The organism is Clostridium sp. Cult1 (genome assembly GCF_021655095.1).
Taxonomy (GTDB): Bacteria; Bacillota; Clostridia; order Tissierellales; family Tepidimicrobiaceae; genus Schnuerera.
Genome location: NZ_PPXW01000001.1, coordinates 163375 through 186000, shown reverse-complemented (window position 1 = coordinate 186000; position 22626 = coordinate 163375). Strand labels below are relative to the sequence as shown.

Annotated in this window: 19 protein-coding genes; 13 read left to right on the top strand and 6 right to left on the bottom strand. The window is 32.8% G+C overall.

Annotation, left to right across the window (positions count from 1 at the left end; all coding sequences use genetic code 11):
- Positions 1-133 precede the first annotated feature (133 nt).
- Entirely contained in the window at positions 134-2302 is a 2169-nt protein-coding gene (gene recQ, locus C3E89_RS00780) for a DNA helicase RecQ (RefSeq protein ID WP_236910601.1), read from the top strand.
- A gap of 29 nt (positions 2303-2331) precedes the next feature.
- Here recQ and C3E89_RS00775 read toward each other — a convergent pair whose 3' ends face one another.
- Both C3E89_RS00775 and C3E89_RS00770 read right to left on the bottom strand, forming a co-directional pair.
- Positions 2332-3738, bottom strand: a complete 1407-nt coding sequence (locus C3E89_RS00775) for a UDP-N-acetylmuramoyl-tripeptide--D-alanyl-D-alanine ligase (RefSeq protein ID WP_236910600.1) — start codon at positions 3736-3738, stop codon at positions 2332-2334.
- Positions 3735-4820, bottom strand: coding sequence for a D-alanine--D-alanine ligase (locus C3E89_RS00770; protein ID WP_236910599.1), 1086 nt, complete (start codon positions 4818-4820; stop codon positions 3735-3737). Before C3E89_RS00770 ends, C3E89_RS00775 begins: the two co-directional genes overlap by 4 nt.
- 212 nt (positions 4821-5032) lie before the next feature.
- Here C3E89_RS00770 and C3E89_RS00765 point away from each other — a divergent pair, with 212 nt between their 5' ends.
- The 7 genes from C3E89_RS00765 to C3E89_RS00735 all read left to right on the top strand — a co-directional run bounded on the left by C3E89_RS00765 (position 5033) and on the right by C3E89_RS00735 (position 11174).
- Complete coding sequence (locus C3E89_RS00765) at positions 5033-5452, top strand: HutP family protein (RefSeq protein ID WP_005585403.1); 420 nt, start codon at positions 5033-5035, stop codon at positions 5450-5452.
- Between the two features lie 143 nt (positions 5453-5595).
- Entirely contained in the window at positions 5596-6600 is a 1005-nt protein-coding gene (locus C3E89_RS00760) for an ABC transporter substrate-binding protein (protein ID WP_236910598.1), read from the top strand.
- On the top strand, positions 6601-7509 hold the full coding sequence (locus C3E89_RS00755; RefSeq protein ID WP_025642322.1) for an ABC transporter permease: 909 nt from the start codon (positions 6601-6603) through the stop codon (positions 7507-7509). It abuts the gene before it with no gap.
- Positions 7502-8278 (top strand): ABC transporter ATP-binding protein, encoded by a 777-nt coding sequence (locus tag C3E89_RS00750; protein WP_236910597.1) that lies wholly within the window; start codon positions 7502-7504, stop codon positions 8276-8278. Before C3E89_RS00755 ends, C3E89_RS00750 begins: the two co-directional genes overlap by 8 nt.
- Positions 8279-8421: 143 nt before the next feature.
- Positions 8422-9804 carry an L-cystine transporter gene (locus tag C3E89_RS00745; protein ID WP_236910596.1) on the top strand — a complete coding sequence of 461 codons (1383 nt, stop codon included), beginning with the start codon at positions 8422-8424 and terminating at the stop codon, positions 9802-9804.
- A 27-nt stretch (positions 9805-9831) separates the two neighbouring features.
- On the top strand, positions 9832-10116 hold the full coding sequence (locus C3E89_RS13230; RefSeq protein WP_264175392.1) for a CC/Se motif family (seleno)protein: 285 nt from the start codon (positions 9832-9834) through the stop codon (positions 10114-10116).
- A gap of 41 nt (positions 10117-10157) precedes the next feature.
- The gene (locus C3E89_RS00735; protein ID WP_336512927.1) at positions 10158-11174 is read left to right on the top strand and encodes a PLP-dependent cysteine synthase family protein; all 1017 of its coding nucleotides are present in this window, start codon (positions 10158-10160) and stop codon (positions 11172-11174) included.
- 343 nt (positions 11175-11517) lie between these two features.
- Here C3E89_RS00735 and C3E89_RS00730 read toward each other — a convergent pair whose 3' ends face one another.
- The 4 genes from C3E89_RS00730 to C3E89_RS00715 are packed head-to-tail and all read right to left on the bottom strand — an operon-like array spanning position 11518 to position 15048.
- A complete protein-coding gene (locus tag C3E89_RS00730; protein ID WP_236910595.1) occupies positions 11518-11913 on the bottom strand; it encodes a bactofilin family protein in 396 nt (131 codons plus the stop codon).
- Between the two features lie 19 nt (positions 11914-11932).
- On the bottom strand, positions 11933-12883 hold the full coding sequence (locus C3E89_RS00725; protein WP_236910594.1) for a M23 family metallopeptidase: 951 nt from the start codon (positions 12881-12883) through the stop codon (positions 11933-11935).
- 54 nt (positions 12884-12937) lie between these two features.
- Positions 12938-13237 (bottom strand): DUF1294 domain-containing protein, encoded by a 300-nt coding sequence (locus tag C3E89_RS00720; protein WP_236910593.1) that lies wholly within the window; start codon positions 13235-13237, stop codon positions 12938-12940.
- A 29-nt stretch (positions 13238-13266) separates the two neighbouring features.
- Positions 13267-15048, bottom strand: coding sequence for a M3 family oligoendopeptidase (locus C3E89_RS00715; RefSeq protein ID WP_236910592.1), 1782 nt, complete (start codon positions 15046-15048; stop codon positions 13267-13269).
- A 192-nt stretch (positions 15049-15240) separates the two neighbouring features.
- On the opposite strand from C3E89_RS00715, the gene C3E89_RS00710 reads away from it, so the two are divergent.
- From C3E89_RS00710 to C3E89_RS00690, 5 genes are all read left to right on the top strand, one after another.
- Positions 15241-16830 (top strand): DEAD/DEAH box helicase, encoded by a 1590-nt coding sequence (locus C3E89_RS00710; RefSeq protein WP_236910591.1) that lies wholly within the window; start codon positions 15241-15243, stop codon positions 16828-16830.
- 193 nt (positions 16831-17023) lie between these two features.
- Entirely contained in the window at positions 17024-19264 is a 2241-nt protein-coding gene (locus C3E89_RS00705; protein ID WP_236910590.1) for an EAL domain-containing protein, read from the top strand.
- 153 nt (positions 19265-19417) lie between these two features.
- Positions 19418-19633, top strand: a complete 216-nt coding sequence (locus C3E89_RS00700; protein WP_272876544.1) for a heavy-metal-associated domain-containing protein — start codon at positions 19418-19420, stop codon at positions 19631-19633.
- A gap of 24 nt (positions 19634-19657) precedes the next feature.
- Positions 19658-21532 (top strand): heavy metal translocating P-type ATPase, encoded by a 1875-nt coding sequence (locus C3E89_RS00695; protein WP_236910589.1) that lies wholly within the window; start codon positions 19658-19660, stop codon positions 21530-21532.
- Positions 21533-21556: 24 nt separating this feature from the next.
- On the top strand, positions 21557-22626 hold a 1070-nt coding region (locus tag C3E89_RS00690; protein ID WP_236910588.1), incomplete at its 3' end, for a DUF438 domain-containing protein.

Sequence of the window (22626 nt, the reverse complement as noted above, 5' to 3'; positions counted from 1 at the left end):
ACTTTAGTATACTATTATTTTCTAATTTTATCCGATAAAAGTTTTCTCTCTACTTTAGTTACAGCAGTCATCTCTATTTAGCTAAACTATGTTATAATAGAAAGTAAACTATTTATAAATTAGGAGTTTTAAAATGGATATTTATAAAGGATTAAAGAATATTTTTGGGTTTAATGAGTTTAAAAAAGGTCAAAAGATTTTAATAGAAGGGACTTTAGAAGGTAGAGATGTATTAGGGGTAATGCCTACTGGTGGAGGTAAGTCCCTTTGTTATCAATTGCCTGCTGTTTTAATGGAAGGGATAACTATAGTTATTTCACCTTTGATTTCCCTTATGAAGGACCAAGTAGATTCATTAGAGGAGATGGGAATACCTGCAACCTTTATAAACAGTACCCTTAGTGATAGAGAATTCAATATTAGGTTACAGGATATAAAGGCAAAAAAATATAAAATCTTATATATAGCTCCAGAGCGGTTAAATACATATCTATTTTTAAATTTAGTAAAGAGCATTCATATCTCCATGGTTGCAGTAGATGAAGCTCATTGTATAAGCCAATGGGGTCATGATTTTAGACCTAGTTATCTTGAAATACCTAAATTTATTAATTCTTTAGATAATAGACCAGTTGTTTCTGCCTATACAGCTACTGCCACTAGAGAAATAGTAGAGGAAATTAAAACCTTATTAGGATTAAAAGATCCTATAGTATCTATAATAGGTTTCGATAGGCCTAATCTATTCTATCAGGTCATAAAGGTAAGGAACAAATTTAAATATTTAATAGATTATTTGGAAGAAAGTTTCCGAGAGGAATCAGGGATAATCTATTGTGCTACTAGAAAAACCGTAGAATCCTTGACAGAGAAATTAATAGAAAAGGGTATATCTGCTGTAAATTATCATGGGGGTATGGACTCCAACACTAGACAAAAAAATCAAGATGATTTCATATATAATAAAGTCAGGGTTATCGTTGCTACTAATGCCTTTGGACTAGGTATAGATAAACCAGATATTAGGTTTGTAATCCATTATAATATGCCTAAAAATATGGAAGCCTATTACCAAGAAGCAGGCAGGGCTGGTAGAGACGGTGAAGCTAGTGATTGTATACTCCTTTACTCTCCTGGGGATATAGTTAAACAGAAGTTTTTAATTCAGAGTAGCACCTTTTCTCAGGAAAGGGAGACTATGTTATATAAAAACCTTCAATATTTGGTGGATTATTGCAATACTAACGAATGCCTGCGAAATAGTATATTGAAGTATTTTGGAGAGGAAATAGAAGATGAAAAATGTGATAATTGTGGGAACTGCTTAAGTCAATCGGAGATGGTAGATATTACAATAGAAGCCCAGAAGATCCTTTCTTGTATATATAGGGTCAGGGAAAGATATGGAGCTACTATGATAACCCAGATTTTAAAAGGGTCTAAAGGGAAGCGGATATTGGAATTAGGTTTAGATAATCTATCTACTTATGGGATTATGAAGGAGTATACAGAACCAGCTTTAAAGGAGATTATTATGACCTTGGTAGCCATGGATTATATCCATATGACAGCAGACAAATATCCCATTTTAAAATTGACATCAGCTTCCATTCCAGTATTAAAGGGAGACGTGAAAGTATACCATAAGAAAGAACTATTAGAATCAAAACAAATTACTAGAAAAAGGACCTTGGATTTAGAGTATATAGATGAAAATTACGATAAAAAATTGTTTGCCGAGTTAAGGGAACTTAGGTATAGATTAGCTCAACAAAAGGGTGTAGCTCCATTTATAATATTTCATGATTCCACTTTAAAGGAAATGGCTACTTACTTTCCCAAGGATAAGGAAGAATTTTTAAGGATAAAAGGCATAGGTTTAATGAAATATGAGAACTATGGGGAAGATTTTATCAATATAATTAGGGATTATTTGGATAGGAACAATATGGATATTTCTAATATTAAAAGAGTGGAGATAGAGAAATCACTAAAAGTAGAATCTATAGACAGGTATGAGGAAACTTATAACTGTTATTTAGAAGGCCTTTCCTTAGAGGAGATTGCAAAAATAAGGAATCTTACTCTTAATACCATAATCAAGCATTTGGAAAGGTGCGAGGAGAGAGGAAAAACAGTAGATTGGTTTAGGTTTATAGATGATCCAACCAAGGAAGAAAAGATACTAAAAGCCATAGATCAAGTAGGATTGGAGAGATTGAGGCCTATTAAGGAAATATTACCAGAAGAAATAAGCTATGAAGATATACGGATTATAATAATAAAAAATGGATTAAAATAAGATGTGAAGGATTGTCCTCCACATCTTATTTATATGACTCGATCTTTAGGCAATACTACTTCCTCTTTTAATTTATCCACTACTTCCTCTAATTCTAAAGGTCTAGAAGCTTTTACTAATATTATGGACTTAGGTTTAATAACCTTTTTTAATCTTTTAATTAATTGAGGCTTATTTACACAGGATATTATCTTATCTTTTTCAAACTTTATCTTAGCAGTTTTAGCTATATATTCGGCAAAAGGTCCAATGGTAAATAAATAATCAATTTTTTCTGGGTCTATTTTTCTACCTATATTCTCATGCATTGCTATTTCATCTTCACCTAATCCTAACATATCCCCTAATACTGCTATTTTTTGACTGTATTGATCCATATGATAAAGGGTATCTAAGGCTGCTAATACACTTGAAGGATTGGATTTATAGGAATCATTTAATATGGTGAAACCTTCTGCATATACTAACTCATTCCTCATTCCCGTTTTTTCAACATGGTATAAACCTTCTCTTACTAGATTGAATGGTATATCAAAATACCTAGCCACTGCTATGGCTGCAGTAGCATTATACATATTGTGTTTTCCTAGCATCGGTAGGAAAAAATCTTCCTCGTCTGGTTTTTTCAGCTTAAAGGAAATACCATTTTCATCAACTAATCCTAGTTCACATTGGTAGTCGTTTGGTTCTTCTATTCCATAGGTAGTGATTTTCTGTTCTATTACCATATCCTTTATTATCTTTTTTAGTATTGGGTCATCACCCCAGTATATGAATAATCCATCCTTAGACAACCCTTCCAATATTTCTAGCTTTGCTTTGGCAATGTTTTCTGGAGTTTTTAAATCCTCTAAATGGGCTTCACCAATATTGGTTATAATGGCTACGTCTGGCTTAGCTATAGAGGTAAGTATTGATATTTCCCCAAATTTATCCGTTCCCATTTCCACTACAGAAACTTCAGTGTCTTCATCTAATTCTAATAGGGTAAGAGGTGCACCTATAAGGTTATTGTAGTTGCCTTTAGTTTTTTTTGTTTTGTATTTAGTACTCAATATACTGGCTATAATATCCTTAGTAGTGGTTTTGCCGTTGCTACCTGTTATGCCAATTACTTTCACATTTAACTGCTCTCTATATTCTTTAGCCAATTGTTGAAGAGCTATTAAAGTATCTTCTACTAAAATAAAGGGAAAGTCCAATTCAGGTATAGGCTGACTTTTGTCCCATAATGAGGCTATAGCACCTTTTTTTATGGCTTGTTCTATAAAACTATGTCCATTGAAGTTTTCACCTATTAAGGGTATGAACAACTGGCCTTTTCCAATAGTTCTCGAGTCGGTAGATACCCCTTCTATATAAATGTCTTCATACTCCCTTTTTAAACCTAAACCTTTAACCATTAATTCTATATCTTTTAATTTACGTTTTATCATTCTTCAACGCCCCTTGTATACAAGATGGATTTTTTTTGTTGATACCTTTGGAAGGCCAATTGGATTAACCATTCGATTAGTTCAGCATAGGTAGTACCATCAGTAGCTTCCCATAGAACGGGAGTCATACTTAACGCTGTAAAGCCTGGCATGGTATTTACTTCATTTACTAATACTTGATTATCATCAGTAACGAATATATCTACTCTAGCAAGACCATAGCAATTTAGGACCTTAAAAGATTTTATTGCCATTTCCCTTACCTTATCAGCAACTGCAGGTTCTAATCTGGCAGGGACTACGGGAATTATTTTACCATCTATATATTTGGCATTATAATCGAAGAAAGGCTTTTCCATAATAAATTCTCCCGAGACAGAGGCTTTAGGATAATCATTCCCTATAACTGAGGTTTGCATCTCCCTACCTATGATTTCCTTTTCTATGATAATTTTACAATCATAGAGGAAAGCTTCTTGGAAAGACTTTTTAAGATTTTCCCTATTCTCAGCTCTAGATATTCCAACGCTAGAACCGGAATTAGCAGGCTTAATATAACAAGGATAGCCGATTTTTTCTTCTACCTGTTGATAGCATCTTTCTTCATCCTCTTTCCAATTATGTAATCGAAGGGAAGTGTATTCTGTTTGAGGTATACCATGTTTAGCAAATATATCCCTCATTATTACCTTGTCCATTCCTGCAGCAGAGGATAAAACTTCATTTCCTACATAGGGTACATCTAATAGTTCTAGGAGACCTTGAATAGTGCCATCTTCTCCGTTAATTCCATGGATAGCTGGGAATATGATATTTTTCTCCCCTTCCCTAAAATCCTTAGCTAGAAACTCCCCTATGGATTTAGCTACGGTAGTAGATGGTTCAATTTGTAGTTGTTTTACATCCTCTATTTCCTCTTCTAATAATCCTAGATTACACCATATACCTTCTTTTGTAATATATACTGGGTAAACATTGAATTTAGATCTATCTAAAGCATTTAGTATAGCCGAAGCAGATTTTAAAGATACCTCGTGTTCAACAGATTTGCCTCCATAAAGTACATAAACATTGGTTTTCATATTTTTTCTCCTCTCTTTTGTATAGGACTATTTATGATAATTCTCTGTATTTGTCAATATATAAGTTTACTTTATATATGAAAAATGCTATCACAATAGGAGTCAATAATCAATATATATTTGTTACCATAGGATTATATCAATTTATCATCCATTTATCATTGGATTTTTTTCTTATATATTATACAATTACATATATAGGAGGGATTAGTATGAATTACAATAGTACGGAAGTTGCAAAGGCAGCTATAAAATTAGCAGTATCAACTAGAGAAGAGGAGAAGACTTTAATAGGTGAATTTGAAAAAAGGGATATTAAAGGAGCAGCTGTAGACATTGGCGGAGATTTAATTAATTCTATACCTAAGATTATAGAAAGAGCATTGGTGGCTTCAAAAAAAACGGGGATTATCAAGGATATTCATGTCCATGAAGGGGCAGTAGCAGGAGCAGCTAAGGATGCCATAAGCCAAGTAGATTCTAAAGCATTAGGCCTTAATTTTGGTGGAAAATTAGGCATAGCTAGATCAGGGGAACATGTGGTAGTTTGTTTATTTATAAGTATAGGGCTACTTCATTTAAACGATTTAGCCATAGCAGTTGGACATAGGTCTATTCCAGTAGTAGATTAAAATATTCAAAATATTGTTGACAATAATTTCAAAACATATTATAATTTAATCATATATTTTTGTAGATAGCCTGTAGGCTAAGGGTAGGAAGGTAGATTAGTAGGATTTATCAATTCAAAAATTAATATTAGGAGGATGGTAGCATGGTAGGTAATAAAGGTCTTACCAGTCTAAGTAAGTGCTTAGGCTTTATTTTGTTATTAATTATTAGCTTATCTTTAAATGGATGTTCATCTCAAAATTCTCAAAAAATATTTTCCATAGGTATTAGTCAAATTATTGAAAATCCCGTTCTTGATTTAGCACGGGAAGGGTTCATCGATGCCTTAAAGGAGAAAGGCTATGAAGATGGAAAAAATATTGAAATAGATACACAGTTTGCTCAAGGAGATATAGCATTAACTACAACTATAGCTCAGAACTTTGTATCTCAGAAGAAAGATTTAATCCTTGCCATATCTACCCCATCAGCCCAAGCCGCATTCCAATCTACTAAAGATATTCCAATATTATTTACAGCTGTAACAGATCCTATATCAGCAGGATTAATACAAAATATAGAATCTCCAGAAGGAAATATAACCGGAACTACAGATATGGTGCCTATAGAGAAACAATTAGAATTAGGTAAAACAATCTATCCTCATGCAAAAAAGGTGGGAATACCTTATAATACCAGTGAAGTAAACTCTCAGGTGCAAGTAGAACTGGCTAAAGAAGCAGCTAAATTACAAGGTCTTGAGATAGTCCAAATACCCGTTACTAATTCATCGGAGATAGAGCCAGCCCTAAGTGGTAAAGTTAGAGAAATTGACTTCCTATTCCTTCCATCGGATAATTTAATAGCTTCTAGTATGTCAATAATAACTAAGGTGGCTTTAGATAATAATATAGGTTCTATCGGAGTAGATGAACCTATGGTTAAAAATGGAGCTTTAGCCTGTGAAGGTTTAGACTATTATAAACTAGGATATGAAACGGGACTTATGGCTATAGATATAATAGAAGGAAAGGAAGTAAAGGAATTACCTGTTTCTAGGCCAACGGAAACTGAACTTACTATAAATAAGGATATAGCCGATAAATTGGGTATTAGTTTACCAGAAGAGATATTAGATGGAGCAGTTATAGTAGAGGGGGAAGATTAGATGAATAGTTTTATATTAGGTATTATTCAACAAAGTTTAATTTTCTCCATAGCAGTTATGGGCATATATATAACTTATAAAATTCTTAAATTTGCAGATTTATCAGCAGATGGTAGTTTTACTTTAGGTGCCAGTGTATCGGCAATACTAATAACTAAAGGAGTTAATCCTTTTATGTCTTTGTTAATTTCCATGTTGGCAGGAGCTGTAGCCGGTACTATAACTGGCATATTAAACGTTAAGCTTAAAATACAGGATATACTTTCTAGTATTTTGGTGATGATTGGACTTTATTCCATAAACCTTAGGGTAATGGGTGGGATGGCTAATCTTCCCTTATTCAACCAGAACACCATATTTACAGGTAGAAATATATTGCTAATTATATTCTGCTTTGCTGCTATTTCTGGAATGTTTTTTACCTTATTTTTCAAAACAAAACTAGGCTATTTGCTGAAAGGTATTGGAGACAATGAAAACATGATTATTTCCTTAGGTATAAATACGGGCAGTATTAAGATATTTGCTCTTTCCTTATCTAATGCTTTTATAGCTTTATCAGGAGGAATATTAGCCCAGTATCAGGGTTTTAGCGATATAAATATGGGTACTGGAACTATGATTATGGGACTTGCCTCTATAATAATTGGATTTAGCGTATTTAGGAACTTTAAACTTTCAAACTCTAGTATATTATGTATATTTGGCACTTTAGTCTATAGGACTAGTATAGCTTTAAGTCTAAGAGCTGGTTTTAATCCTAGTGATTTAAAGCTTATTAGTTCAATTATTGTGGTAATTGCCTTGTCTATTGGCAATGGTAGAGGATTATTTAAAAAATATACCTTAAAGAAAGAAAAGACGGAATACTCTTCAAAGTTAGGGGAAGTAGGTAGTAGAAATGCTTAGATTAAATAATATATCTAAAACTTTTAATAAAGGCAATATAAATGAACAAGAATTATTTAAAAATTTTTCTTTGAATATAGAAAAAGGGGATTTCATATCCGTCATTGGCAGTAATGGTGCAGGTAAATCTACCCTTTTAAATCTAATATCTGGTAAAATGGAAGTGGATAAAGGAGAGATTACCTTAAATGGAGTGGATGTAACGGAAAAAGATGAATATGAAAAATGTAAAAATATATCTAGAATATTCCAAGATCCATCTATGGGTACCAATCCTTCTATGACCATATATGAAAACCTATCTATGGCTAAGAATAAAGGGAAAAAATTTGGGTTAACTTTTTTAATGGATAAAGATGATGAAGAGTTTTTTAAAGATTCATTAGGGATTCTAGGCTTAAACTTAGAGGATAAACTACACACTCCTGTTTCCCAACTATCAGGAGGACAAAGACAATCTCTAGCATTGATTATGGCAACTATTGGGAACCCAGATTTACTGTTATTAGATGAGCATACTGCAGCTTTAGATCCTAAAACTAGCCAAATAGTTATGGATATTACCGAAAAGGTAGTTAAAGAAAAAGGGCTGACTACTATCATGGTAACCCATAATATAGAACATGCCATTAAATATGGGAATAGACTAATAATGCTTCACCTAGGGAAAAAGATTCTAGACATAGATGGAAATATGAAAAAATCGTTAACGAAGGAAGAACTATTATCTTTATTTAAGGATATAAGCGATAAAAGTCTATTCGTATAATATTGGAGACCGATTAAGGTCTCTTTTCTATTGGTAGAAAATATCACTAATTATACAATTAAAATGTTAATTTACATAAAAAGGGGGTAAATTTAATATACCTATACAAGGTAGAACTATGAATAAAACAAGGAGGTAGAAAAATGAATATAACTTTATATGTAATTATAAATGTCATTATAATGGCAGCTCTAATATATGGTTTATTATCTTTAAAGAAAAAAGGAATATCCTTTACCATTAGAGTTTTACTTGCTCTAGTGTTAGGAATTGTTTTTGGAGCAGCTCTTCAGCTAATATTTGGATCTGGATCAGAAATTATAACCCAATCTAATAGTTGGTTTGATGTAATAGGGACTGGATACGTAAGGTTATTGAGAATGATCGTAATTCCCTTAATATTTGTATCCATTACCAACGCTATAGTTAGCCAGGATTCCAAAAATTTAGGGAAGATGGCGACTCAAATTATTGCAATCCTATTAATCACCACTGCAATTTCTGCCCTTATTGGTGCAGGAACGGCTAAAGCCTTCAATTTAACTTCAGAGGGACTTATGGCAGGTGAAAAAGAGCAACAAGCAAGTATGGGGCTAGAAGAAAGGTTGGAGGATTTCCAATCAAAGCCTATTCAGCAGCAATTAGTGGAGATAATTCCCATTAATCCCTTTTATGCTATGACTGGCCAAGGTAGTTCCGCAACCCTATCAGTTGTATTTTTTGCAGTTATTATAGCATTGGCTACTATTGGCATTAAAAGAACTAAACCAGAATCAGCAGAAAACTTTATTAATTTGATAAAAACATTTCACGATATTGTTATGAGAATGGTTACTATGATATTAAGACTTACTCCCTACGGGGTTTTAGCCTTAATGACCAGAGTAGTGTCAAGTAGTGATTTTTCTGAAATAGCCAGGTTAATCCAATTTGTTATAGCATCCTACGTGGCTCTAGCCATAATGTTCGTTATCCATCTAATAATACTGATGATATTTGGATTAAACCCTATAACCTATGTTAGAAAATCTGCTGCAGTTTTAATGTTCGCATTTACTTCTAGATCTTCAGCTGGAACTTTGCCTTTAAATATTAACAACCAAGTAAGAAACCTAGGAGTATCTGAAGGTCATGCAAATCTATCTGGTTCTTTAGGAACTAGTATAGGGCAAAATGGATGTGCAGGAATATATCCAGCTATGCTAGCCGTAATGATTGCCCCTGTAGTTGGTATAAATCCAATGGCACCAGCCTTTTTAATTAAGCTAACCATAATAACGGCTTTAGCTTCTTTTGGAATAGCTGGAGTAGGTGGAGGAGCTACTTTTGCTGCCCTTACCGTATTATCAGCCATGGGGCTTCCAGTAGGTTTAGTAGGATTGTTAATAGCTATTGAACCTTTAATCGATATGGGTAGAACCCTGTTAAACGTAAGTGGGTCCATGTTGGCAGGAGTGCTATCTAGCAAATTCATGGGTGAATTAGATACAGATATTTATAATAGCTCAACAATAGAAGAGGTTTAGCAAAGATTCTTTGAAGGAGGAATAAAAATGGAAATTTTAATAGATAAAAAGGCAAAAAATTTCATTAAATCTAAAGGGGAAAAAGCCATAGAGGTGTGGCTTGAAGGCTGCGCTTCTTGAGGTCCTAGTGAACCACAACCATCAGTTAGGATGGGAAAGCCTGAAAACATTGAAGAATTTAATCTTCACAAAGTTGATGATATTGATGTATATGTGAAATCAGATGTAGTTGCAAAAGATGATGAACTTAAGATTAAATATACAAAGATTCTATGGAAGGAAAGGTTGACTGTTGAGGGGATATTGTTTTAACAGTAGGAATACAATAATTTCATAGAATAGGAGAATTGGATATGACAATGGATAAAATTTTTAAGAGGATAGAAAGTTTATCTAGTTTGATAGGGAATACTCCTTTACTAGAGATCCATTTTAAATATAAAGGTATGGATCGTAAAGTATTTGTTAAAGCAGAACAATACAATCTAACGGGTAGCATTAAGGATAGAATGGCATTACACATCATAGATAAAGGATATAGAACTGGAAAATTAAAGGAAGGCTACAGTATAGTAGAGGCAACTAGTGGAAATACAGGGATTTCCTTTTCTGCTATTGGTAGCTCCCTTGGACATAAAGTAATTATATTCATGCCTAATTGGATGAGTCAGGAAAGGATGAATTTAATAAAAAGTTTTGGTGCAGATATCCGATTAGTTAGTCCAGAAGAAGGTGGATTTTTAGGCAGTATTAAAATGGGGGAACAATTGGCAGAAGAAAACGATGATGTGTTTTTACCCTGTCAATTTTCAAATGAAGACAATATTGAAGCCCATTATAATACTACAGGGCCAGAGGTATTGAAACAACTTGAAAAGTTAAACCTAAAACCTGATGGCATAGTTGCTGGAGTGGGAACTGGAGGCACTATTATGGGTATAGGTAAATATATGAGGAAAAACAATCCAAATATTAAACTATATCCTTTAGAACCCTCTAGTTCCCCTACCTTGTCTACAGGCCATAAAGTAGGGCAACATAGGATTCAGGGAATATCCGATGAATTTATTCCACCTATTACTAAGCTTGATGAATTAGATGATATTATTGATGTTCATGATGGAGATGCTATAATAATGGCTCAAAGATTGGCAGCTGAGATGGGATTAGGCGTAGGCATTTCCTCTGGTGCCAATTTTATAGGGGCTATAAGGGTACAGGAGATTTTAGGACCTGAGAAGATTATCGTTACCGTTTTTCCAGATGATAATAAAAAGTATCTAAGTACGGATTTGATGAAAGAAGAATTAGTAAAGGAAGATTATATTTCACCCCAAGTTGAGTTAATAGATATTATTGCTCATAAATGAGCCGGGATAACCCCGGCTCATTTATATTGGAAATATATTCATTAACACATTGAGATGATTTTTTCATATGATAAACTTATTATGAAACTGAAAGGATAATTGATCCAAACACATCAATTTAGGAGATATGACAATGAATATCATAAAAATTAGAAAAACTGTAAGATGTATAATAAGGTTTTACATTATCTATGCATTTATATTTGGAGTGTTACTCTTTAGTCTCTATAATCCTGCATCAACGGAAGATTTAAAAGATGATTTTATCTTTTGTCGTTTATCTATTCCAATTTATGTTATAAAAGTAGGCTTAGTTTTAAGCCTACTTTTATTAATCAAATTGTTATTTAGCTTTTTCAATTTTTCTATCATTAGCATCAATTTTCTCATTCTTTTTATTAGCCATTTTACAACTACCTTGGAAAAATGCATTTTCATGGACTATAAGATTGGAAACTTCAGCATCTCCCATTAGTTTTCCAGTGGAATGAAGGGTTAATTTTTTTGGGGATTTAATATTACCTTCTACTACTCCAGCTAAAGAGATATCGTAGCAATGGATATTTCCTTTTACATTGCCAGCTTCACCTATAATAATATCACCTTGGTAATTGATATCTCCTTCAATAACACCGTCGATTCTCAAGTTCCCCTTACCTTCAATTTTACCTATTACCTTAATATTTTCACCAATTAAAGAGTCAATTTCCATTGACTTTTCAACCTTTTTACTAAACACAAGTTTTCCCCCTTACCCTTTATTTAAGAATAGTTAACGGATCTATAGGTTTACCATTTTTATGTATTTCGAAATGAAGATGAGAACCAGTACTTCTACCAGTGCTGCCCATTTTTGATATAACCTGTCCTTTCTCTACGTTATCTCCTTCATTAACAAGCAATTTACTGTTATGTCCATATACAGTGGTATACTCATTATTATGCTCTATTATAATAGTTCGACCTAAACCAGATTTGTATCCTGAAAATACGACCTTTCCACTTCCGGCAGCCCAAATATCCGTACCCATTGAATTAGCTATATCGATTCCATAATGAAACCTAACTCCCCTTCCAAAGGGATTTTTCCTATTTCCAAAGGTAGAAGTCAATCTACCCTGAGCAGGCCATAGATCAGGTACCGTTTCTAGATATTCAAATCGCTTTTCTAAATCATCGATAAAAACTAGTAATTCTTTTTCCTTATTTTCTAGTACTTCTTTTAATACCTGAATCTCTTCTGTAGGCTCTAATGCCTCAATAGGAATATCGTCGCCTACTCTCCCACCTCTAGATGGGCTTTTTATGCCAGCTATTTTTTCTACTTGCCTTTGTAATTTTTCTATTTCAGCTAACTTATCTTCAACTTCATTGGTTTTTTCGTATAATTCCTTTGTATGGGATTTTAGTTTGGATAGCTCTGATTCTTTTTTACTATTTTCTTCTTCTAGGTTCTTGATTTCAGCCATTCTATCATTATTTTCTTTTTTTAAACTTATATTAGACCAATAGATATTATTAAAAATTAAAGAAGCTGCTATAAAAATTGCTGATATGGATACTAAAGAAACTTTGGGCAACCATTGTGGAATCGTTAACCTTCTTACTTTTTCTGTATGGGGGATTATCATAATACAGATTTTTGAACCCTTTTTCTTCCCCATCTTTGTTTTTCGACCTCTTTCTATAATAGTTAAATCTTTCCACATTATTCTATTCTACATAAATTTTAAAAATCCTTTTATATTCTAAAGAATATTTGATTATCTCAAAAAATTAAATATTATCAGTTCTAATACCTTATTTAGTATGAAGATTATTGGGATACCAAGAGTGAATTTAACTTTATTAGTCTTATGTTTAAAAGCTACCATTCCTAACAATGCACCAGCAGCCCCTCCTATTAAGGCTATAACCGCTAAGCTCATTTCACTGATTCTCCAGTCGTTTTTCTTTGATTTAGATTTATCCAATCCAAAGGTAAAAAAAGATACAATATTTACTATTATAATATAGACCAAAAAGGTAACTTCCTTATTATTAAAGTTTGATATTATGCTCATTTGAAATACCTACTTTCTAATTAATGACATTACTTAATATTTTCTACTAGTTCAACGAATTTTTCAATATCTTTTTCAATAAGCTTTAATGAACTTCTATAGAAATCTGGCGAATATACATCTATGTCCATTAATTTAGCCACATCAACTACATTGTTTTTGCCAGTAGCTCTAAGGAAGCTATCATATTCTTTTACGAATCTATCCTTATTATTTAAATACTCTACGTACAATCCTTTGGAGAATAATAGCCCAAAAGCATAAGGAAAATTATAGAAATTTCGTTCTCCATAATAATAATGGGGTTTGTTTACCCACATATAGGGGTGAAGGTAGTTATGATCTAATCCATTTCCATAGGCTTTTTTCTGCGCTTCTACCATTATTTCATTTAGTTCATTTACAGATAGAGAATGTTCCTTTCTTCTTTCAAATAGTTCTTTTTCGAATAAGAATCTGCTATATATATCTACTATAACTTGACCTGCGTCTTGAATGTAGGATTCTAATATACTCAGTTGTTCTTCTTCACTAGCTTCACCTAAGGCTGCATTCATTACAATGGTTTCACAGAATATAGAAGCAGTTTCAGCTATAGGCATGGGGTATCTACTGTTTAAAATGCTTTCTTTCTGTATACATAGTCCATGATAGCCATGACCTAGCTCATGGGCTAAGGTAATAACATTACTAAAGCTACCATTAAAATTAGCAAGTATTCTACTTTCTTTAATAGGATGAAGATTAGAGCAAAAAGCTCCTCCTCTTTTACCTTCCCTTGGTTCAGCGTCTATCCATCTATTTCTAAAAGCATTATCTGCAAAATTGGATAATTTTTCACTAAAGGTTTTAAAATTTCTTATAATGTAATCTCGAGCGTCACTATAAGTATAGACCTTGTTCATATCTCCAACAGGAGCAAATATATCATAAAAAGGCAATCCATTTTCATAACCTAAAAGTTCGCCTTTTTTTCTATAATATTTATGAAATATTGGCAAGAATTCTTCTATGGCTGTTAACATGGCATTTAAAGTTTCTTCATCCATTCTGGATTTAGACAAAGTTTCATCTAAAGGAGATGTATATCCTCTCATCTCTGCAATTTCTATAACTTCTCCTTTAATTCCATTTAAAGCGGCAGCAGAAGATTCAGCAATTTTACTATAAGATTTTAATTCTGCTTCATAGGCTTTTTTTCTTAAATCCTTATCTTTACTATGGGCCATATTTCTAACTACAGGCAGAGGAAGTTGTTTTAGCTCCCCATCTATTTCAATATCAACTAATAATGTAGAGCTCAATATATTTTGAAGTTTTGTCCAAGCTTTAGATCCAGTGTTTTTCATTTTAGAGATTAATATTTCCTCTTTTTCACTAAGTAAATATTTAGTATTCTTTTTAACCTCATTTAAAAAGAAACTATGCTCTTTAAGAAATTCAGAAGAATTGATAATCCCATCTAAATTATTTAAACTTCCAATAAATTTTTCAAATTGTACATAGGGTTTGGTGATTTCTGAATACTTTATCTGTAATTTGTCCAGGTATTTTAATGCCATTTGATTTTTAGCTTCAACACTAGATATTAGGCGAGGATAGGCCATTAATTTTGAAGATAGACTAGATAATTCTATTAGCCTATTCAAGCATTCGGAGATTTTTTTCTCAGCTTCCTCAAAGGATTTTAAATTCTCTTCTGTCCATTGAACGAAACTTTCTATTTTTTCATTGAAGGCTTTTAAGTCTGATTGATACTCCTTTGAATCAAAAGAGGTATATAGCTCATCTAAACTCCATTTCATATCCATTATAATCCCTCCTAGTTTTAATACTTAATATTATAATATCTTTAATAGTCTGATAATTCAACTTAATACTTAGGTTCACGAAAGAAAAATATTTAAATTTGTATTTTTTAAATTCATATTTCCCTTGCAAAAAAGCCATATTATATATATACTTAACAAGTTAGATAAAAAAGGAAGGATGTAGTAAAATTAATGGATAAATTAAAATTTGAAGATATTAATCTTTCAGAGGAAATTCAAAAAGCAGTTTCCGATATGGGGTTTGAGGAGATGTCTCCTATTCAATCTCAAGCAATACCAAATTTACTTGAAGGTATAGATATAATTGGGCAGGCTCAAACGGGAACGGGAAAAACTGCTGCCTTTGGTATACCTATTATTGAAAAATGTAATAGGAAGGATAGAAGTTTACAAGCTATGGTTTTATGCCCTACAAGAGAATTATCCATACAAGTGGCAGAGGAAGTTAGAAGATTAGCTAAGTATAAAAAGGATATTTTTGTTCTGCCTATATATGGAGGACAGCCTATTGATAGACAGATAAAAGCCTTAAAAAAAGGTGTTCAGATAGTGGTTGGAACTCCTGGTAGAATAATAGACCATATTCGAAGAAAAACATTAAAACTAGGAAGTATAAGGATGCTAGTATTGGATGAAGCAGATGAAATGTTTGATATGGGGTTCAGGGATGATATTGAACTCATTGTAAATCATATGCCTGAAGAAAGACAGACCATATTCTTTTCAGCCACTATGCCTAAAGAAATAGTAGATTTTGCTAAAAGGTATCAGACAAATCCTAAAACTATTAAAGTAGTACACAAGGAGTTAACCGTACCAAGAGTAGAACAATATTATTTTGAATTAAAGGAGCATATGAAGACTGAAATATTATCTAGGCTTATAGATATATACAATCCTAAGCTTTCTATAGTATTTTGTAATACTAAGAAGAAGGTAGATGAGCTAACTATTGAATTACAAGGAAGGGGATATTTCGTCGATGGACTCCATGGAGATTTAAAACAATCTCAAAGGGATAGGGTAATGTCTAAGTTTAGAACAGGGAATATTGATATTTTGGTAGCTACTGATGTGGCAGCTAGAGGTTTAGATGTAGATGATGTAGATATTGTATTTAACTATGATATACCTCAGGATGAAGAGTATTATGTCCACAGAATTGGTAGAACTGCTAGAGCTGGCAGGGAAGGGATAGCCCTTAGTTTTGTAGTAGGTAGAGATAGGTATAGGATTAAAGATATTGAAAGATATACTAAGACTAAGATAGTTAGGAAGGATCTGCCTACATTAAAAGATATGGAAGAACGGCAAAGTGATATATTAATAGAAAAGATTAAAGGTGAAATAGATAAGGGACAATTAGATAGGTACGAAAAGATGCTTAACCAATTATTAGATGAGGATTACACTTCTTTTGATATAGCAGCAGCTTTGTTGAAATTCTATCTTGAAAATAACAAGTTAGAAGGTCATAGAGAATTAGATGCAGTAGATTATGGTACAAAGGGTATTAGTACTACAGCAAGAATATATATAAATACTGGGAAAAGAAAAGGGGTAAGCCCAAGGCATATATTAGGAGCATTACTAAATGAAACAGGTATACCTAGAAAAACTGTAGGAGACATAGATATGTATGATAAATTTACTTTTGTTGAAGTACCAGAAGAATATGCTCACCAAGTAATAAAAGGGTTAAATAACAAAAGAATAAAGGGCATTAAGGTAAAGGTGGAATTGGCTAATACTAGGTCATAAACAATGTCAAGCGGCAAAGAGATATTTAGTTCTTTAGTCGCTTTTTTTATCTTCGTAGTATTACTAAATTGGGGTATATAATTAGTATATATAAATTAGTGTAAAAATTAAAATATTGAAGGATATTGGCAACTTGTGTAGAAATATACAGTATAGGGTTTTTGGGTTACTTTTAGAAAAAGGATTGATTTTTATGAAAAGGAGAGTTATAGGGGTTAGTATTCTCTTTCTAATTCTCATTATAATTTCAATATCTATCAATAAGTATACCAAGTTATCGAAAGAATCAATAGACGCTAAAGATAAAATAAAATTGAGGATTGCAGGGGATAACAATTTTAAACCTTATGAATATGTAGATGAAAAAGGTGAATTTAAAGGATTTAATGTTGATATAATGAAAGCTATAGAGAAAACCATGGGTATAGAAATAGAGTTAATACCCATGAGATGGGCTGATGCAATATTTGCTTTGGATAATGGAGAAATAGATGGTGTTCAGGGTATGTCTAAAACGGAGGAAAGAAAAGGCAAATATACCTTTACTCAATCTACCGTAATTAATTCACATGCCATCTTTATTCCAAAAGAAGTAGTTGGTATAAATGGCATTGAGGATCTTAAAGGTTTAAGAGTAGCTTATCAGGCGAGGGATGTTCAAGAAGAGCGGATTAAGGAAATACCTCAGGCTATTTCCATACCTCGTTATAGTCAAATAGAAGGTATTCAGGCTTTATTAGATGGAGAAGCAGATGCCTTTATAGGGAATAAGATCACTGCCGTTTACTATCTAAATAATATTAGAAAGACTAATAAAGTAAGGACCATAGGCGAGCCTTTAGGTGAAACAGCCTATGGACCAGTTACATTGCCTAAAAACAAATTAGCTTATAGGCTATTAGAAGAGGGATTGAATCGGATAAAACAGGATGGAACTTACGATAAGATATATAAAAAGTGGTTTGGACACCAGTTATCCTATGGACATTTTGTACTTAGAACCTATATCAAGTACATAATTATTGGTGCTGGAGTAATTGGTATAGTGCTATTGTTGCTTTTCACATGGAATAAAAAATTGCAACAGGAAGTAGCAAAAAGGACTAATGAATTGGAAACTGCTAATAAAAATTTAAAGGCTCATCAAGAGAGAATATATAAATTAGCTTATTTCGATCCCATTACAGATCTCCCCAATAAAGTATATTTCATGGAAGAGTTAGAAGAAATTATGGAGAATTTGACTGAGAATGAAAATTTGGGCATATTGCATTTAGATTTAGACAAGTTTAAATATATTAACGATAATTTAGGTCATAATATAGGAGATGAAGTATTAAAATTAGTAGGGTTAAGGCTAGGTAACCTAATCTGGGAAGGGGATTTGATAGCACGGGATGGAGGAGATGAATATCTAATACTACTAAAAAATATAAAAGATATTTCTAAAATAGATACTACAGTTAATAAGATTATAGAAAGCTTTAAAAAACCTATAGTTTCTAAAGATTATGAACTATATTTGACTACAAGCGTTGGGATTGCTATATATCCAGAAGCAGGACAAGACAGTATCTCTCTAATGAAGAATGCGGAAATTGCATTATACGAGGCTAAAGAAATAGGTGGCAATAGCTATTTTAAATACAATATGCAAATTGGCAAAAGAGAATATGATAACCTTACTACATTAAATCAACTGAGACAAGCAGTAACTAATGGAGAATTTATCTTATACTACCAGCCAAAATTCGATATCAAAACAGGGGAGATAATAGGCCTGGAAAGTTTAATACGTTGGGAAAATCCCAGAAGAGGGCTAATTTTCCCCGATGAATTTATACCTTTAGCGGAAGAGACTGGGCTAATATTTTCCATTGGAGAATGGGTTTTGAGGGAGGCCTGCAGACAGAATAAAGAATGGATTGATAAAGGCTATAAGCCTAGGCGAGTCTCTGTCAATATTTCAGCTAGACAATTTCAACATTATAATTTTTTAGATATGGTCTCTAATATATTGGAGGAAACAGGATTAGAACCTAAGTATTTAGGATTAGAAATAACTGAAACTACAGCTATATCCGACATCACATATACATTAGACGTGTTGGATCGATTAAAAGAACTAGGAGTCTTCGTTATAATGGATGACTTTGGTACAGGATATTCTAATTTAAGTTATTTAGGTGAAATGAATATAGATGAATTGAAAATCGATAGGAGTTTTATTTGGGATCTAGATATAAATGAAAAGAATAGGGCAATTTCTCGAACTATAATCCTTCTGGCTAAGCAGTTTAATATATTGGTTACTGCAGAAGGAATAGAAACGGAAAAACAATTGAATATATTGAAAGAACTTGGCTCCGATATTGGTCAGGGATATTATTTTAGCAAACCTATTCCTGCCAAAGAATTGGAAAAACTACTATGAATAAAAAGGTCAGACAAAGTTTTAAATTATCTGACCTCTAATTATTTTGAAAAAGATTTTAAAATTTGATTTAGGTCAAAGTATTGAATGATAATATTTTTTATAATAAAGACACAGAATAAAAAAGAAATAAAAAATAAGGAGGAATTTTTTATGATGACTAAAACTTATAAATTAGAAACATTAACATGCCCATCTTGCATGGCAAAGATAGAGGGAGCATTAAAAAAGACAAAAGGTGTGAAGGAGACAGAAGTATTATTCAATTCAAGTAAAGCGAAAGTTACCTTTGATGAATCTATAGTAGAATCTGAGGATATAAAACTGGTTATTGAGAGATTAGGCTACAGGGTGCTAGGAGAAAAATGATAATTTTTAGAAAGGGGGAGTACGGTGAGAATAAGTAAAGGTCAAAGGGTAGTTTTTTCAGGAATATTGATTATAATATCTTTCATATTAAAGAGAACAGATTTAAATATATGGTATGGAAATATATTTATGATCAGCGCTGCCATTGTAGCAGGATTACCAATTATGAAGAATGCTCTTGTAGCTTTAAGATATAAAATCTTAGGTATAGATGCATTAGTGTCTCTAGCTGTAATAGGTGCTATGTTTTTACAAGAGTATTGGGAAGCGGCAGCGGTAACCTTTCTATTCATGCTAGGGGATTATTTAGAATCTAAAACATTGGAGAAAACTAGATCTTCAATTAAATCCTTATTGGATTTGGCACCAGATATAGCTAGGGTAATACGAAACGGAGTGGAAGTAGAAATTTCACCTGATGAAGTAGTAGAAGGAGATATAGTAGTAGTAAAACCTGGAGAGAAGATTGCTGTTGATGGTACCATAATAGAGGGAAATGCTTATATAAACCAAGCAGCCATTACAGGAGAATCTATTCCAGTAGATAAAACAGAGGAAGACACCGTATTTTCTGGTACTATTATCGAATCCGGATATTTAAAGATAAAGGCAGATAGGGTTGGGGATGACACTACCTTTGCTAGGATTTTAGAAATGGTAGAAGAGGCTCAAGATAAAAAAGCAAGAACACAGAAGTTTCTAGAAGTATTCTCTAGATACTATACTCCTGCCATAATAATTTTAGCAGCATTATTGTTCTTATTTACAAAGGATCTAGTACTATCTCTAACATTATTGGTAATAGCTTGTCCAGGAGCCTTGGTTATTTCAACTCCAGTTTCTATAGTAGCAGGAATAGGTAATGGAGCAAAACATGGGGTTTTGGTCAAAGGTGGAGAAATAATGGAGAAGTTAGGCAAAATCAAGGTATTAGCCTTTGATAAAACTGGAACTTTAACAGAAGGTAAACCTAAGGTAACCAATGTGAAGACTTTTAATATAGACGAAGAAGAATTATTAAAAATTACTGCAATAGGTGAAAGCTATTCAGAACATCCATTGGCTAGGGCAATTATTGAAACCTATGAAGAAAGATATGGAGAATTAAGAGAGTCCCCAGAAGAAGCTGGGATAATTACAGGTCAGGGATTAAAGGTAAAAATAGAAGGGAAAATATATTTAATAGGAAATAGAAAATTATTAGCGGAAAATAGTGTCAATATAAGAGAAGAGGAAGAAAATTATGTAAAAAGTGAAGAGGCACATGGTCAAACGGTGGTTATAGTTTCAGATATGGAAAAGGTATTAGGAACTATATCTATAGCTGATACAGTTAGGGAAGATGCTAAGGAACTTATAATGAATTTAAAGAAGCAAGGTATTGAAAAGGTAGTAATGCTAACTGGAGATAATAAAAGGGCTGCCTCAGCTATATCAGAGGAATTAGGGATAGATGAATATTATGCAGAACTTTTACCAGAAGAAAAGGTTCAAGCCTTGGAGAAATTACAAGAAAAATTTGGGGCAACAGCAATGGTTGGAGATGGGGTAAATGATGCTCCCGCATTAGCTTCAGCAGATTTAGGTATTGCCATAGGTGGTGCAGGTACTGATGTAGCTATGGAAACGGCAGATGTGGTGTTAATGTCCAACGAAATAAAAAGATTATCTTATGCTATTGGACTAAGCAGAGCTACAGTGAGAAATATGAAACAAAATATATACTTTGCCATTATAGTTGCAGCTGTTTTACTAGCAGGAGTATTAGGTAAGGTCGTATTTCTATCTTCAGGTATGTTAATCCATGAAATAAGCGTATTATTGGTAATAGTAAACGCAGTAAGATTATTAGGATATGGGGAAAAGGGAAGAAGTAGGAAAGTATTATACGAAAAGTAGAAAATAGAATGAGAGGTGAATATAATGAGTGAATTGATTAACAATAGAGAACATAGACAAAAGATGTTAAAGGAAGTAATTAAAGAACTTCATGATGGTAGAACCGTAGATGAAGTAAAAGAAAAATTTGCTAAGGTAATAGAAGGGGTTTCCGCTTCGGAAATATCAGCAATGGAAACCCAATTGGTTAAAGAAGGATTGCCTATAGAGGAAATCCAGCGTCTATGTAATGTACATGCTGCAGTCTTTAAAGGCTCAATTGAAGAAATACATCATCCGGAAGAGGTGCCAGGTCATCCAGTCTATACTATGAGACAAGAAAATAAAGCCATAGAAGAATATATGGATGAGACCCTTAATAATAATTTAAAAGAATTTAAAGAAGATGATTCTAAAGAAAATATAAATAATCTAATTCAGGACCTAAACTTATTATGGGATATAGATAAACATTATAGCAGGAAAGAAAATTTAATATTTCCCTATTTAGAGAAGTATGGAATTACTGCGCCACCTAAGGTGATGTGGGGAGTAGATGATGATATTAGGGCTTTGATAAAAGAAGGAAAGCTTATGCTTACGGATTACAGAGGAAACAAAGAGGAAGTAATAGAAAAAATAGAAAATATGGCTAATGAAATAAAGGAAATGATCTTTAAGGAAGAAAGTATACTATTCCCCATGGCCTTGGAAACATTGACGGAAGATGAATGGATAGCCATATATAAGGAAAGTGATGAAATTGGCTATGCATTGATAGAGCCAGAAACCCAATGGGAACTAAAGAGAATAAATATTTCTGACACAGAGGAAAAATTACCAGAAGCAGGTCATGTAAGATTTGAAACTGGATTTTTAACTCCAGAGGAAATAAGCCAAATACTAAATGTCATTCCAGGAGATATGACTTTTATAGATAAAAACGATACTGTAAAATACTTCTCTCAAGGGAAAGAAAGAATCTTTGCCCGAACAAAAGCAGTTATAGGAAGGAGTGTACAAAATTGTCATCCTCCAGCTAGTGTTCATATAGTGGATAAAATATTGGAAGATTTTAAATCAGGAAAGAAAGACCATGAGGATTTCTGGATTAA